This is a genomic window from Serratia sp. TSA_130.1 (genome assembly GCF_052691795.1).
This window is the reverse complement of the sequence record NZ_JBQZFS010000006.1, coordinates 95,099-109,450: the sequence shown is the minus strand read 5'-3', so window position 1 is coordinate 109,450 and position 14,352 is coordinate 95,099. Positions and strand designations below refer to the sequence as shown.

Annotated in this window: 13 protein-coding genes; 4 read left to right on the top strand and 9 right to left on the bottom strand. The window is 61.6% G+C overall.

Translation table 11 applies throughout. From position 1 onward, the window contains the following. Positions 1 to 23 precede the first annotated feature (23 nt). The 6 genes from ACUTQY_RS19415 to fdnG all read right to left on the bottom strand — a co-directional run bounded on the left by ACUTQY_RS19415 (position 24) and on the right by fdnG (position 6,958). Entirely contained in the window at positions 24 to 629 is a 606-nt protein-coding gene (locus tag ACUTQY_RS19415; RefSeq protein ID WP_046688005.1) for a glutathione S-transferase, read from the bottom strand. 40 nt (positions 630 to 669) lie between these two features. Next, positions 670 to 1,320, bottom strand: a complete 651-nt coding sequence (locus ACUTQY_RS19410) for a DcrB-related protein (RefSeq protein WP_033645112.1) — start codon at positions 1,318 to 1,320, stop codon at positions 670 to 672. A 114-nt stretch (positions 1,321 to 1,434) separates the two neighbouring features. After that, positions 1,435 to 2,364: a formate dehydrogenase accessory protein FdhE gene (fdhE, locus tag ACUTQY_RS19405; RefSeq protein WP_033645113.1), complete on the bottom strand. Its 930-nt coding sequence runs from the start codon at positions 2,362 to 2,364 to the stop codon at positions 1,435 to 1,437. Continuing rightward, the gene (fdoI, locus tag ACUTQY_RS19400; RefSeq protein ID WP_004934017.1) at positions 2,364 to 2,999 is read right to left on the bottom strand and encodes a formate dehydrogenase cytochrome b556 subunit; all 636 of its coding nucleotides are present in this window, start codon (positions 2,997 to 2,999) and stop codon (positions 2,364 to 2,366) included. Before fdoI ends, fdhE begins: the two co-directional genes overlap by 1 nt. Continuing rightward, the gene (fdxH, locus tag ACUTQY_RS19395) at positions 2,996 to 3,898 is read right to left on the bottom strand and encodes a formate dehydrogenase subunit beta (RefSeq protein ID WP_004934014.1); all 903 of its coding nucleotides are present in this window, start codon (positions 3,896 to 3,898) and stop codon (positions 2,996 to 2,998) included. The genes fdoI and fdxH overlap by 4 nt, the downstream gene beginning before the upstream one ends. 12 nt (positions 3,899 to 3,910) lie before the next feature. Further along, positions 3,911 to 6,958, bottom strand: coding sequence for a formate dehydrogenase-N subunit alpha (gene fdnG, locus ACUTQY_RS19390; RefSeq protein ID WP_143564559.1), 3,048 nt, complete (start codon positions 6,956 to 6,958; stop codon positions 3,911 to 3,913). A 427-nt stretch (positions 6,959 to 7,385) separates the two neighbouring features. On the opposite strand from fdnG, the gene sodA reads away from it, so the two are divergent. Together sodA and ACUTQY_RS19380 are read left to right on the top strand one after the other, a co-directional pair. After that, positions 7,386 to 8,006: a superoxide dismutase [Mn] gene (sodA, locus tag ACUTQY_RS19385; RefSeq protein WP_004934003.1), complete on the top strand. Its 621-nt coding sequence runs from the start codon at positions 7,386 to 7,388 to the stop codon at positions 8,004 to 8,006. A gap of 125 nt (positions 8,007 to 8,131) precedes the next feature. Next, on the top strand, positions 8,132 to 10,060 hold the full coding sequence (locus ACUTQY_RS19380; RefSeq protein ID WP_046688003.1) for a methyl-accepting chemotaxis protein: 1,929 nt from the start codon (positions 8,132 to 8,134) through the stop codon (positions 10,058 to 10,060). A 32-nt stretch (positions 10,061 to 10,092) separates the two neighbouring features. Here ACUTQY_RS19380 and ACUTQY_RS19375 read toward each other — a convergent pair whose 3' ends face one another. Beyond that, positions 10,093 to 10,707, bottom strand: a complete 615-nt coding sequence (locus ACUTQY_RS19375) for a histidine phosphatase family protein (RefSeq protein WP_046688002.1) — start codon at positions 10,705 to 10,707, stop codon at positions 10,093 to 10,095. 131 nt (positions 10,708 to 10,838) lie between these two features. On the opposite strand from ACUTQY_RS19375, the gene yiiM reads away from it, so the two are divergent. Both yiiM and ACUTQY_RS19365 read left to right on the top strand, forming a co-directional pair. Next, positions 10,839 to 11,510 (top strand): 6-hydroxyaminopurine reductase, encoded by a 672-nt coding sequence (gene yiiM, locus ACUTQY_RS19370; protein WP_033645117.1) that lies wholly within the window; start codon positions 10,839 to 10,841, stop codon positions 11,508 to 11,510. Between the two features lie 102 nt (positions 11,511 to 11,612). Continuing rightward, on the top strand, positions 11,613 to 12,392 hold the full coding sequence (locus ACUTQY_RS19365; RefSeq protein ID WP_033652303.1) for a class I SAM-dependent methyltransferase: 780 nt from the start codon (positions 11,613 to 11,615) through the stop codon (positions 12,390 to 12,392). Positions 12,393 to 12,403: 11 nt separating this feature from the next. Here the strand turns inward: ACUTQY_RS19365 and ACUTQY_RS19360 are convergent, their stop codons facing one another. Next, positions 12,404 to 12,766: a YibL family ribosome-associated protein gene (locus ACUTQY_RS19360; RefSeq protein WP_021504152.1), complete on the bottom strand. Its 363-nt coding sequence runs from the start codon at positions 12,764 to 12,766 to the stop codon at positions 12,404 to 12,406. A gap of 73 nt (positions 12,767 to 12,839) precedes the next feature. Beyond that, positions 12,840 to 14,306: an aminotransferase-like domain-containing protein gene (locus ACUTQY_RS19355; RefSeq protein WP_033652304.1), complete on the bottom strand. Its 1,467-nt coding sequence runs from the start codon at positions 14,304 to 14,306 to the stop codon at positions 12,840 to 12,842. Positions 14,307 to 14,352: the final 46 nt, after the last annotated feature.

The window sequence follows — 14,352 nt, the reverse complement described above, 5'->3', positions numbered from 1 at the left end:
CCGCGGCGGGGAGAAAAGAACGTTCAGGGCGGCGCCGTGCGGGCGAAACTTTCGCGGGCGAACAGGCGTTCGGCCAGCTTGACCAGCGCCGGACGTTGGACGCACCAGTTGGGCAGGATGCGGCGGAAATTCAGGTAGCCCAGCGCGCAGCCGGTGGCGATATCCGCCAGCGTCAGCCGCTTGGCATTGAGCCACGTTTTTTCCTGCGCCAACGCCTCCAGCGCATCCAGACCGTGCGTCAGCTTGTCACGCTGGCGCAGCATCCAGTTTTCGTCCTGCTTTTCCGGCGCGCGCCGGCTTTCGCGGTACAGCGTCGCCGCCGCTTCGGTCACGCCGTCCGCCAGCGCCGCCACCTGGCGGACGCGCAGCGCAGCGGCGCGATCGGCCGGCAAAAACGCCGGCTCCACCGTCAGCAGTTCGAGGTATTCGGCCACGATCGGCGAGTCGTAAAACACCTCGCCGTCATCGGCGATCAGCACCGGCACTTTGCCGAGCGGGTTCTGCTCCTTCACCCGGCTGCCGGGCTCATACGGCGGATCGTTGACGAATTCAAACGCGATCCCCTTCTCCAGCAGCATCACGGAAATCTTGCGCACAAAGGGGCTGGTGTAACTGCCGATAAGCTTCATCCGGTCTCCTCCGCTTCGTCCTGGCCGCGGCGCAATGCCCTTACTTCACCGCCAGAGTATCGATAATCCGCTGCACCAGCGCCTGATGCACTTCCGGCGTTTTGGCCGGCGACAGCATTTGCAGCGTTACCACCCGTTTGTTGAACACCGTCAACACCAGGGTGGACACCACCTTTTGGCCGTTGACGGTCTGCTCGGTATCCACCCGGCGAAACTTCTGTTTGCCGACGGTGAAGTTCTCTTCTTTGGTGGTCTGGATATTCTGATAGCGCTCGGCCAGCACCGTGATGGCGCTCTGCGTCAGCTCTTTCAGCATTTTGTCGCTGGTATTGATCTTCATGCCGTCCGGCGGGATCACTTCGGACGAAACCGCGCTCTGGCGCGACTTGCCGTCAAGAAAGCGCTGGATGGTGGAGGTGCTGTCATTGACGATGCCGCTGTTCAGCGTTTGATCGCTAAAGCCCGGCGGCAACTCGAAGGTGATCTTGCCCTTCTGCAGCGACACGTTCAGCCCCGGCGGCGCGGGTGGGGCCTCTACCGGCGCAGGCGGCGGCGGTGGCGCGGGCTGCGTCACGGTCGGCTTGGTGTCCGGTGGCGGCACCGCCGGTTTGGTGTCGTCCTTGTTGTCGCAGGCCGCCAGTCCGATCGCCAACACGGCGACCGCGGTCAGTTTTGCCAGGGTGTTTAACATCGTGGTTCCTTTCGCTTGGCGCGTCATGGCCTAAACGTAGCAACTCGCCCGGGCGAATGCCAGAAGCCCGTTCTGAAATTGCTTGTCCGGCCCCGCGCGAACGGGGCCGGGCGGTTACTCCGCCGGGAACAGGAACGGATTGATGCTGCTGCGGCCGAAGCCTTCCTCTTCCATGCGGGCGTCCAGCACCAGCGAAGCCAGATCGTCGGCCACCGCTTCGACCTGCGGGTCTTTTTCCTGATAGAGGATCTTCAGGTAAGTGCCGCAGTCGCCGCAGCTTTCCGCCTTCACCGCCGCCTGCTCGCTGTCCAGCGACCAGTAGTTGAGATCGCGGGTCTGCTCGCAGTTGCTGCACTTCACCCGCACCACGTGCCATTCGCTTTCGCACAGGTTGCAGTGCAGGTAGCGCAGGCCGTTAACGGTGCCGATATGCACCATGCTGGAAACCGGGATGCTGCCGCACACCGGGCAGAACTGGCGCTGCTCGCCGTATTCGGCGCGCGCCTTGCCGGGGATCAGACTGGCCATCTGCGCCCAATAGAGCGACAGTGCGGCCCAGAGGAACGGCGCCTTCTCGCTGCCCACCTTGCCGAACTCGCGGTTGAGCAAGGCGTCGGCCATCAGCTCCAGCTCGTGCGCCGAGGCCTTCTCCAGGTTGTCCAGCACCACCAGAATGTGTTCCGGCGCCTGCGGACGCAGCTCGGCGATCAGCGACGTCAGCAGCTTGCGCCAGTGCTCGCTGCGCGGGAACACGCTCAGATCGAGCGGCGGTTTGCCGCTGGCGGCACCCTGCACCAACGCTTCACTCAGATCGAGCTGCAGCGGGTTATCGTGCAGCGCATGCTGCTGCGCCTGCGCCAGCTCGGCGGCAAAGTTCAGGTAGTCACCCAGCGGGTTGTCGACCGCCAGCTGACGCAGACGATCGGCGCGGCGGCTGTACAGGCTTTTCAGGTTGGCGAAAAGTAACGGCGGGATGTTTTCCGCCGTTGTGGACTTCTCACGCTGTGCCCCTAACTGCTCTTTAGGAACGATGCGGATACTCATCAGGGTTTATCTTCCTGTCGTTTCTCGCGGACCTCACGGTACCAGCGCGGATGATGTTTCTTGGCCCAGGCCGCTGGCACCCAGCCTTCCACCATCGCGGTAATGGTGCCTTTTACCCACAATGCGGCGTAAATGTGCACCATAATCACGATGATAAGGCCGACCGCGGCCAGCGAATGCACCAGCAGCGCGATGCGGATCAGCGGGATGGAGAACGACGGCGCAAAATACGGCCGCCAGATCACCACGCCGCTGGCCAGCAGCAGCACCAGGCTGATAATCGCCGCCCAGAACACGCACTTCTGGCCGAAATTATAGCGCCCGGTGTCACCCACTTCCTCGTTCATGGCGATTTTGTGGATGTTCTTGGCCCAGACGATATCTTCCCGGTTGATCAGGTTATGCTTCCAGTAGCGCAGGAACATCAGCAGGAACGCGGCGAACATGATGACCCCGACAAACGGGTGCAGAATGCGCGCCAGCTGCGGCGTCCCGAAGATGTTCATCAGCCAGTTGAAGGAGGGGAAGAAGAACCCCAGCCCGCTGATGGCGGCGAACACGAAGCAGAACGCCACTATCCAGTGGTTGATGCGCTCCGGCGCGCTGTAACGCTGAATGGGCTTTTCCTTTCTCATTTGCGCGTCTCCTCGTCATGCGACTCGTCGTGCTCGTCCTCATCCTCGACGCGGTTAGGCCCGACGCCGACATAGTGGAACACGCTGGCCGCGAAGGTGGCGGCAAAGCCGATGGCCGCCAGGGGTTTCCACACGCCCTTCCAGAAGGTCACCGCCGGGCTGATGCTCGGGTTGTCCGGCAAACCGTGGTACAGCTGCGGTTTGTCGGCGTGGTGCAACACGTACATCACGTGCGTGCCGCCCACCCCTGCCGGATCGTACAGACCGGCGTTCTGGTAGCCGCGGGTGTTCAGCTCGCTAACGCGATCCGCCGCCACCTGCTTCATCGCTTCCTTGGTGCCGAAGTGAATCGCGCCGGTCGGGCAGGTTTTCACGCAGGCCGGTTCCTGGCCGACGTCCACGCGGTCGACGCACAGGGTGCACTTGTACACCCGGTTGTCGTCCTTGTTCATGCGCGGCACGTCGAACGGGCAGCCGGCGATGCAGTAGCCGCAGCCGATGCAGTGCTCGGACTGGAAGTCGACGATGCCGTTGGCGTACTGAATGATCGCGCCTTCCGACGGGCAGGCCTTCAGGCAGCCCGGATCGGCGCAGTGCATGCAGCCATCCTTGCGGATCAGCCATTCCAGCTTGCCGTTTTCCTCCACCTCGGAGAAGCGCATCACCGTCCACGACTTGGCGGTCAGATCGGCGGGGTTATCGTACACCCCGACGTTGTGCCCCACTTCGTCGCGGATGTCGTTCCATTCGGAACAGGCCACCTGACAGGCCTTGCAGCCGATACAGGTGGTGACATCGATCAGTTTGGCCACTTCTTCCTGGTGGTCACGGGCGCGCGGCGCCGGCGTGAAGCCATTGGTGGCGGATTTACGAATGATGTCTTGAGATTGCATGGCCATAATTCGTCTCCGTTACACCTTTTCCACGTTGACCAGGAACGCCTTGAACTCCGGCGTTTGCGTATTGGCGTCGCCGACGAACGGCGTCAGCGTGTTGGCGATAAAGCCTTTCTTCGCCACCCCTTCGTAACCCCAGTGAATCGGGATGCCGATGGTGTCGACTTCCTGGCCGTGCACCTGCAGCGTGCGAATACGCTTGGTCACCACCGCCTTGGCCTTGATGTAGCCGCGGTTGGAACTGACCTTCACGGTATCGCCCTGCTTGATGCCCTTCTTCTCCGCCAGCTTTTCGCCGATCTCCACAAACTGCTCCGGCTGCGCGATGGCGTTCAGCCGCGCGTGCTTGGTCCAGTAGTGGAAGTGCTCGGTCAGACGATAGGTGGTGCCGACGTACGGGAACTTGTCGGATTTGCCCATCGCCGCCAGATCGTCCTTGAACACGCGCGCCGCCGGGTTGGACACCACGTTCGGGTGCAGCGGGTTGGTGCCGAGCGGCGTTTCGAACGGCTCGTAGTGTTCAGGGAACGGCCCTTCCGCCATCTTGTCGGTGGCGAACAGGCGGCCCATGCCTTCCGGCTGCATGATGAACGGCCCGACGTCGCTGCCCGGCGCGGCGGCGCTGTAGTCCGGGATATCGGCCCCGACCCACTTGGCGCCGTCCCACTCCAGCAGCTGGCGTTTCGGATCCCACGGTTTACCCTGCGGATCCGCCGAGGCGCGGTTGTACAGAATGCGACGGTTGAGCGGCCATGCCCAGGCCCAGCCCAGCGTGTTGCCGAGGCCGGACGGATCGGCGTTGTCGCGCCGCGCCATCTGGTTGCCGGCCGGCGTCCAGCTGCCGGCGAAGATCCAGCAACCGCTGGCGGTGGTGCCGTCGTCGCGCAGCTGCGCGAACGAGCTGAGCAGCTCGCCTTTTTTCACCACCACTTTGCCGTCGGCATCCAGCAGATCCGCCAGCGCCTTGCCGTTGTTCTCCTGCGCCACCTCTTCTGGCGCCGGGTTGTCCGGCGTCAGGTAGTCCCAGCGCATGTTCAGCACCTGTTCCGGCACCGCGCCGCCGTCGCGCGCATACATCTCGCGCAGGCGGCTGAAGATGCCCGCCAGGATCTCGCCGTCGTTCAGCGCTTCACCCGGGGCGTCCGCGCCTTTCCAGTGCCACTGCAGCCAGCGGCCGGAGTTGACGATCGAGCCGTTCTCTTCGGCGAAGCAGGTGGACGGCAGGCGGAACACTTCGGTCTGGATCTGCGAGGAATCCACCTCGTTGAACTCGCCGTGGTTCTGCCAGAAGTTGGAGGTCTCGGTGTTCAACGGATCGATGGTCACCAGGAACTTCAGCTTGGACAGCGAAGCCACCACCTTGTTTTTGTTCGGGAACGACGCCACCGGGTTAAAGCCTTGGCAGAAGTAGCCGTTGACCTTGCCCTGCGACATCATCTCGAAGTACTGCAGCACGTCGTAGCCTTTGTCCCACTTAGGCAGCCAGTCAAAGCCCCAGCTGTTGTCCTTCTGCGCCTTGTCGCCGTAGAAGGTCTTCATCATGCTGACGAAGAATTTCGGGTAGTTGCCCCAGTAGTTCACCTGGCCCGGCAGCAGCGCCTTCGGCGTGTTGGCCTTCAGGTAGGTCTCGAGATCGGTCTGTTTCTCCGACGGCAGCGTCAGGTAGCCCGGCAGGCTCTGCGACAGCAGGCCGAGATCGGTCAGCCCCTGGATGTTGGAGTGGCCGCGCAGCGCGTTGACGCCGCCGCCCGCCATGCCCATGTTGCCGAGCAGCAGCTGGATCATCGCCATGGTGCGAATGTTCTGCGCGCCGACCGAGTGCTGAGTCCAGCCCAGGGCGTACAGGAACGAAGCGGTCTTATCCGCGACGCAGGTTTCGGCGATGTATTCGCACACCTTGAGGAAATCGTCCTTCGGCGTTCCGCAGATGTTGGTCACCACGTCAGGCGTGTAGCGGCTCACGTGCTGCTTCAGCAGGTTCCACACGCAGCGCGGATCCTGCAACGTGACGTCGCGCTTGGCGAAGCCGTTCTCGTCGAACTGGTAGTTCCAGGTGGTTTTGTCGTACTTGCGGTTTTCCGCGTCGTAGCCGCTGAACAAGCCGTCTTCGAAGGCAAAGTCTTCCCGCACCAGCAGGCTGGCGTTGGTGTAGGCCTCGACGTACTCGCGGTTAAACTTGTTGTTGGTCATCAGATACAGCAACACGCCCGACAGGAAAGCGATGTCGGTCCCGGAGCGGATCGGCGTGTAGAAGTCCGCCACCGATGCGGTTCGGGTAAAGCGCGGATCGATCACGATCAGCTTGGCATTGTTATGTATTTTGGCTTCCATCGCCCAGCGGAACCCCACCGGATGCGCTTCCGCCGCATTACCGCCCATGACGATAATCAAATTCGCGTTCTTGATATCAACCCAGTGGTTGGTCATCGCACCGCGACCAAATGTTGGAGCAAGACTTGCTACCGTTGGTCCGTGTCAGACACGCGCCTGGTTGTCTACGGCAAGCATGCCGAGAGCGCGACTAAATTTTTGCGACAGAAAACCGGTTTCGTTGCTGGCGGCCGAGGCGCACAGCATGCCGGTGGTCAGCCAACGGTTGACGGTAACGCCCTGGTCGTTGGTTTTGATGAAGTTGGCGTCACGGTCTTCTTTCACCAGCTTGGCGATGCGGGTAAAGGCGTCGTCCCAGCTGATGCGCTGCCATTTGTCCGACCCCGGCGCCCGGTATTCCGGGTACTTGAGGCGGCTTTCGCTGTGGATAAAGTCAACCAGGCCGGCGCCTTTCGGGCAAAGCGCGCCACGGTTTACCGGGTGATCCGGATCCCCTTCGATATGGAAAATGCTTTCTTTGGCGTTTTTGGCGCCATCACCAAGGCTGTACATCAACAGCCCACAGCCGACGGAACAATACGTACAGGTATTACGGGTCTCGCGGGCGCGCAGCAGTTTGTACTGCCGGGTTTCCGCCAACGCCACTTCGGGGGCAAAGCCCAGCGCGGCTACCGTCGTTCCTGCCATACCGCCAGCGCAGATCTTAAAGAACTGCCTTCTGCTGACCTGCATGGGGGTCTCCTTTACTCTCGATTGTCACATTGTTCAAATGGCGCTCCTCGCCAAAACGGCGGAGCGCTAATGTCACTGTTGTTATGCTGATACGCGACGCGGCGATATTACCACAGCGTGCTTGTGGTTGTTACACACTCGTGCTCATTCAGTGAACGCATTGGCACATTTCGATACATTTCGGCGTCGCAGCAGGCTCGGCGCTCTCTACAGTATAGAGAGTAACCAACGCATCGGCGCCAAGGCATGAAGAGGCGCTCAAGGCTTCTTTTCTATCAGTATGTTAACGCAGCGATTTGTTCATTAACCACACAGTCAGCAGGGCATTGATAATCATTTTCAATATCATTTAATTAACTATAATGATCCGACTGCTTACGCGGTGCTCGCCCTTTGCGCCGCCCATACACCACTGGAGATGATGATTATGAGTTATTCACTGCCATCCCTGCCGTACGCTTACGACGCACTGGAACCGCATTTCGACAAGCAGACGATGGAAATCCATCACACCAAACACCATCAGACCTACGTCAACAACGCCAACACCGTGCTGGAAGCCTACCCTGAGCTGGCCAAATACAGCGTTGAAGAGCTGATCCAGGATCTGGATAAAGTGCCTGCCGACAAACGCACTTTCATGCGCAACAACGCCGGCGGCCACGCCAACCACAGCTTCTTCTGGAAAAACCTGAAAACCGGCACCACGCTGGGCGGCGATCTGAAAGCGGCCATCGAGCGCGATTTCGGCAGCGTGGAGAAATTCCAGGAAGAGTTCGAGAAAGCCGCAGCCACCCGCTTCGGTTCCGGTTGGGCCTGGCTGGTGCTGAAAGACGGCAAACTGGCCGTGGTGTCTACCGCTAACCAGGACAGCCCGCTGATGGGCGAAGCCGTCGCCGGCGCTTCCGGTTTCCCAATCATCGGTCTGGACGTGTGGGAACACGCTTACTACCTGAAATATCAGAACAAACGCCCTGACTACATCAAGGCGTTCTGGAACGTGGTCAACTGGGACGAAGCGGCCGCACGCTTCGCCGCGAAGAAGTAATTCGCCCCCGTTGATGAAGATGCCCGCCGCCGGCGGGTATTTTTTTGCCTGAAATCCGCTAAAGTTTGACCACTTCTTGCCGATGGTTTGTTCAATTGACGTTCGCCCGGAGAAGGAAAAACGCTATGGCGGCATTGCAAGCATTGGCAGGAAAGTTCACCCATCTCACCGTAGGTAAAAAGCTCGGCCTCGGCTTCGCGCTGTTGCTGCTGTTGGCGGTCGTCATCGCCGGCACCGGGGCGCAATACCTGCACATCATCGAATCCCGCGCCGATCGCATCGACTTCAGCAACCGGCTGAACGAGGAGATCAACCAGGCCAAATACAACCGCGCCATGTACGGCCAGACCTACCAGCCGGAGTATCTGCAGAACAACCGCGCCAATATCGATAACGCCGTCAAACTGATAGACCAGGGCCAGGCGTTGGATTGGGACGCCCAAAGCCGCAAGGATCTGCAGCGTCTGGTGACGCTGATTGGGGAATATCAGCAACAGCAAAAAATCTTTGAGCAGGCGGTCTCGGCGAAAGACGCGGTGCGCCAGAGCTGGAACATGTCGGAAGTGCAGGCCAGCCTGAGCCAGGTGGAGCGCCAGCTCACCAACGGCGATCTGCAGTTGGCCTTCATCCAGCTGAACCAGAAGCTGACCCAGGTGCGCTACGGCGCGCGCGGTCTGCTGCTGAGCCTGAACAAGGAAACCGAAGCGCCGCTGATGGCGGCCATCGACGACGCGCGCGACGCGGCCAACGCCTTGAGCCGCCGGGTCAGCGACGCGCAGCGCCCGCAGCTGCAACCGCTGCTGGCTGCCCTGGACGATTACAAAAACCGTATCGCGGCCTACCTGCCGGCCTATGAGCACGAGCAGCAGATCAGCCGACAGCTCGGTGAACGCGCGCATGAGATCGGCACGCTGGTGAACGCCTTTATGCAGGACGAATTGGCGCAGACGCGCAGCAACATCAACCTGGCGCAGCTGCAGATGGGCATCACCACCCTGATCGCGATTATCGCCGGAGTGCTTATCGCCTGGCGCATCACGCTGCAGATCACCCGTCCGCTGCAAAGTACGCTGGCGATGGCGGAACGCATCGCCGGCGGCGATCTGCGCCAGGCGCAGACCAGCACCCGCCGCGATGAGTTGGGGCAGTTGCTGAACGCGGTGGCGGCGATGAGCCAAAATCTGCGCACCATGATTGAGAAGATCCAGATGGGGGTCAGCCAGGTCTCCACCGCCTCCGCGGAAATCGCCGCCGGCAACACCGATCTCTCTTCCCGCACCGAGCAGCAGGCGGCGGCGGTCGAGGAAACCGCCGCCAGCATGGAACAGCTGACCGCCACGGTGAAACAGAACGCCGACAACGCCCATCATGCCAATCAGCTGGCCACCGACGCCTCGCAGACCGCGCAACAGGGCGGCAAGCTGGTGGAGAACGTGGTCAGCACCATGCGCGATATTTCCAGCAGTTCGCAGCGTATCGCAGAAATTACCACCCTGATCAACGGCATTGCCTTCCAGACCAACATCCTGGCGCTCAACGCCGCGGTGGAAGCGGCGCGCGCCGGCGAACAGGGACGCGGCTTCTCGGTGGTCGCCAGCGAAGTGCGCAGCCTGGCGAGCCGCAGCGCCCAGGCGGCGAAGGAGATCGAAGGGCTGATCGCCGAATCGGTCAGCCGGGTGAAAACCGGCACCGAACTGGTGGAAAGCACCGGCAATACCATGGAGCAGATCGTCCGCTCGGTTACCCACGTGCGCGACATCATGGCCGAGATCGCCGCCGCCTCCGATGAACAGACGCGCGGCATCGCCCAGATTGGCCAGGCGATCGTCGAAATGGACCATACCACTCAGCAGAACGCCGCGCTGGTGGAAGAGTCCGCCGCCGCCGCCGATTCACTGGAAGAGCAGGCCGACATGCTGTTGCAGAGCGTTTCGGTGTTCCGTTTGGCGGAGCAGACCGAACCCGCCGCCGTGAAAGCCGCTGCGCAGAAAGCGCCAGCCGTAAAACCCGCGGCCGCCAACGCCGCAGCGGAAGAGAACTGGACCACCTTCTGACGCCCTCAGGCGAGGAATATCCGTTCCTCGCCCTATCTTTGTGGCAACAGGTGGGTCGCGACTCCCCAATTCAACAAATTAAAACCAGAGGCGGTCACATCAAGCATTGCGTAGCCGCAATTGCGATGACCGTATCTGCGGAGGTCCTCCTGCGGGTAGGCCCCTTTAAGCCACCAAATCAGTGCCTGCAGAGCATGGCCGTGCGTAACAACACCAAGCGTTTGATTTTGTCCATCGACAGCCAGATCGGACAGACAAGCCATTAGGCGCCAGGCAACCTCATAAGCATTCTCCCCTCCCGGAGCCGACGCCTCTGCCTTACCGGCAAAGAGGCACTGCGTCGCTTCTGGATAATCGCGCATGGCCTGCGCATAAGATAATCCTTCCAGTCGGCCAAAATCTTGCTCCTGCAAACGCTCATCCATTTGCACAGTGCAGCCACATCTCTCAGCCAACGTCTCCGCTGTCGTAAAAGCCCGACCAGCCGGTGAACTGATCAACAAAGTGACCGATAACATTTGCAAGCGAGCGCCAAGCCCAGCGATTTGACGTCGCCCCTCTTCTGTCAGCGGACTGTCACTTCGCCCCTGAATAATCCCCGAGCGGTTCCATTCTGACTCCGCATGCCTCAATACAATGAAACGCATGGTTTTTTCTCGACGATAAAAGCCTAAATATAGACAGGAAAAACACATCCTTCCGTACAGGTAAACGCCGGGTAGTGTACGAGAACAACTCAGGCTATGCTGAGCCCTCGACGCGAGACACGGAGGCGCACATGCATCACCCAGACGTTTACATCGGCAGCATTCAACCCTATGAAGGCGGGCGCCCCAGCGCCATCGCCAAACGCCAGGTGGATGGCGCCATCCGGCTCACGCCGCTCGGCCTGGAAGGCGACGAACAGGCCGAAAAAAGCTACCACGGCGGGCCGGACCGCGCGCTGTGCCACTACCCGCGCGAGCATTATGCCCACTGGCGCGAGCAGTTTCCGGCGCAGGCCGAGCAATTTTGCGCCCCGGCCTTCGGCGAGAATATCTCCACCGAAGGGCTGACCGAACACAATGTGTTTATGGGCGACATCTTCCGCTGGGGCGAGGCGCTGATCCAGGTCACCCAGCCGCGCTCGCCGTGCTTCAAGCTCAATTATCACTTCGCCATCGAGGACATTTCGGTGCTGATGCAGCAAAGCGGCCGCTGCGGCTGGCTGTATCGGGTGGTGTCGCCGGGCGCGGTCAGCGGCGATCGTCCGCTGGCGCTGGCGGCGCGCAACAGCGATGTGTCGGTGGCCGAAGCCATCGCCATCGCCTGGCACATGCCGTTCGATGCGGAACAGTATCGCCGCCTGTTGGCGGTAGCCGGCCTCTCCGCCAGCTGGAGCAAGACCATGCTCACTCGGCTCGCCGAAGGGCGCCTTGAGGATTTCAACCGCCGCCTGCTCGGCCATTGAAAGCGCGGGCGGAAAAATGAAAAACGTGCGCCGAATGCCGCGTTAACCCTTTTCTTCCGCCTATACTGTAGCCGCACGTTTTTTCAGCCAGGAGCCAGGTATATGACCACCCCGACCCATTCGATTCATCACGCCGCCGCCGAGGGCTATCAGGCCAATGCCGATCGCTATGTGAAAGGCCGGCCGGATTACCCGCCGGAAATCGCCGCCTGGCTGCGTGACGTCATCGGCCTGCACGCCGGCATGACGGTCATCGATCTCGGCGCCGGCACCGGCAAGTTCACCCCGCGCCTGCTGGAAACCGGCGCGCAGGTGATCGCCGTCGAACCGGTGCCGCAAATGCTGGAAAAACTGTCGGCGGCGCTGCCGCAGGTGAAAACGCTGGCGGGCACCGCCGACGCGATCCCGCTACCGGACGAGTCGGTGGATGCCGTGGTGTGCGCACAGTCCTTCCATTGGTTCGCCACGCCGCAGGCGCTGGCGGAAATCCAGCGCATTCTCAAGCCCGGCGGCAAACTCGGCCTGGTGTGGAACATGCGCGATGCGCGCGTCGGTTGGGTGCGTAAACTGAATCAGATCGTCGATAGCCACGAAGGCGATGCGCCGCGTTTCTATACCGGCGAATGGCGCAAACTCTTCCCGTTCAAAGGCTTTGAACCGCTGCAGGAGCAGGTGTTTATGCTCGGCCACCGCGGCGCGGTGGAGGACGTGATCTACAACCGCGTGCGTTCAACCAGCTTTATCGCCGCGCTGCCGCAGCCGCAACAGGAGCAGGTTATCGATCGGTTGCGCCAACTGGTGGCGGAAGAAGAGGAACTGCGGGGCAAGGACACGGTCACCGTGCCCTATCAGACCAAGGCGTATTTCACCACCAAGGTCTGACGCCCGGGGATTCAGAACGCTTTCTTGGCGTAGCCGGTGACCGCTTTCAGGCCCATCTCGCGGCCCAGCGCGGTCATCGGGTGCACCACAATCAGCCCGCGCGCGCTTTTCTTCAGCGCGCCCATATCGGCCTGCTCTTTCTTGGTGATCTCGCGGCTGAACGGCAGCTGGCTCAGCTTCTGCGCTTCGGCGCTCAGCTTCTCGCCGCGCACGTTTTTCAGGCGCTCGATCTCCGTCGCCAGTTTCTCTTTCTCTTTGGTGTGCTGCGCGATCAACTCAGGGTTGCCCTGTTGGATCACGGTGGCGTCTTTGTGGTTCAAGGCGTCCAGCAGGTCGCTCAGGCGCTTAATCTCTGCCTTTTCTTTCTCTTTCATGGTCTCTGGCCCGTTGTGCCCAAAATGGCACGCTAATCAATGATACCGGCATTGTAGCAAAAGGCGCGCGCCGTTACCCGTCCTGCGCAATGCCGGGCGGCAGGCCGCTCATCTCGCAGGCCCTGGCGCCGAGCCGAGCCAGCGCCTGGGTGTAGCGCGCGTTGAACGGGTAGCAGCAGGAGAGCCGCAGCGCGTTGCGGTAGCGCCCGCTCGGGGAATACAGGGTGCCCGGCGTCAAACAGATCTGCTCCTCCAGCAGCTGATGGAACAGCGCCACGCTGTCCACGCCGGGAGGGAATTCGACCCAGAACACGAAGCCGCCCGCCGGCTGCGTGGCCAGCGTGCCGCGCGGGAAATGCCGGGCGATCAGCGCCCTCGCCTCGTCGACCTGCGCCGCATAGCGCTTGCGCAGGTTGCGCAAATGGTGATCGTAGCCGCCGCTCTCCAGGAAGGTCGCCAGCGTTTCCGACAGCAGCTGCGACTCGGACATCGACGACACCGCCTTCAGCTTGCGCAACGCCTCGTGAAAACGGCCGCCGCAGATCCAGCCGACGCGAAAATCCGGCGCCAGCGTTTTGGTGAAGCTGGAGCAAAACAGCACCCAGCCGTCGCGATCGAACGCCTTCACCGCCGGCGACAGCGCGCCGCCGAACTGGATCTCGGCATACAGCCCATCTTCAATCAACGGCACCTGATGATCGTTCATCAGCCGCGCCAGCCGCTTTTTCGCCGCCAGCGGCATGGTGCAACCCAGCGGGTTTTGCACCGTCGGCATGGCGATCACCGCATTCAGCCGCTTCTCGTTCAGCAGCAGCTCCAGCGCGTCCAGCGACAGCCCCAGCTGGGGATCGGTAGGGATTTCCAGCGCTTTCAGCCCCAGGCTGGCCAGCAGCGGCAGCAGATAAAAGTAGGTCGGTGACTCCAGCCCGACACAGTCGCCCGGTTTGGTGGTGACGCGCAGCGCCAGCTGCAGCGCCTCCATGCAGCCATGGGTCAACACCACGTCGCCCGGCTCCAACAGCATGCCGAGCGTCATTGAGCGGCGGGCGATCTGCTGACGCAGCCGCAGGCTGCCGGGCGGCAACGGATATTGTCCGATCAGACCCGGCTGGCGGCGCAGTTGGGAAGACAGCATGCGCCCCAGTTTGCCGCCGGGATAGAAATCGCTGGTCTGCGGGCAGGCCAGCGCAATGTTGGTGAAGGCCGGGTTCTGCTGGGCGGCGAACACCGTATCGATCAACGCCAGCACGTCGTCCGCCGGCGGCTCGATGCGGCCGCTGGGCGCCGAGGCCATCTTCAGCGCCGGCAGCGTGCTGCGGACATAAAACCCCGACTGCGGCCGCGCTTCGATCAGCCCGCGATCCTCCAGCGTGCGGTAAGCCGACACCACGGTATTGATGCTGACCCGATGGGTTTGCGCACAGCGCCGCACCGAAGGCAAGCGGTCGCCGGGCTGCAACGTGCCGCGGCGAATGGCTTCGGCCAGCGTATCCGCCAGCTGCAGGTAACGGGTATCCGGGGTTTCATCGAGCAAGGTCACAGTTTCTCTCCAGGTAATGGGTACAGTTTACATTTCATACAACTGT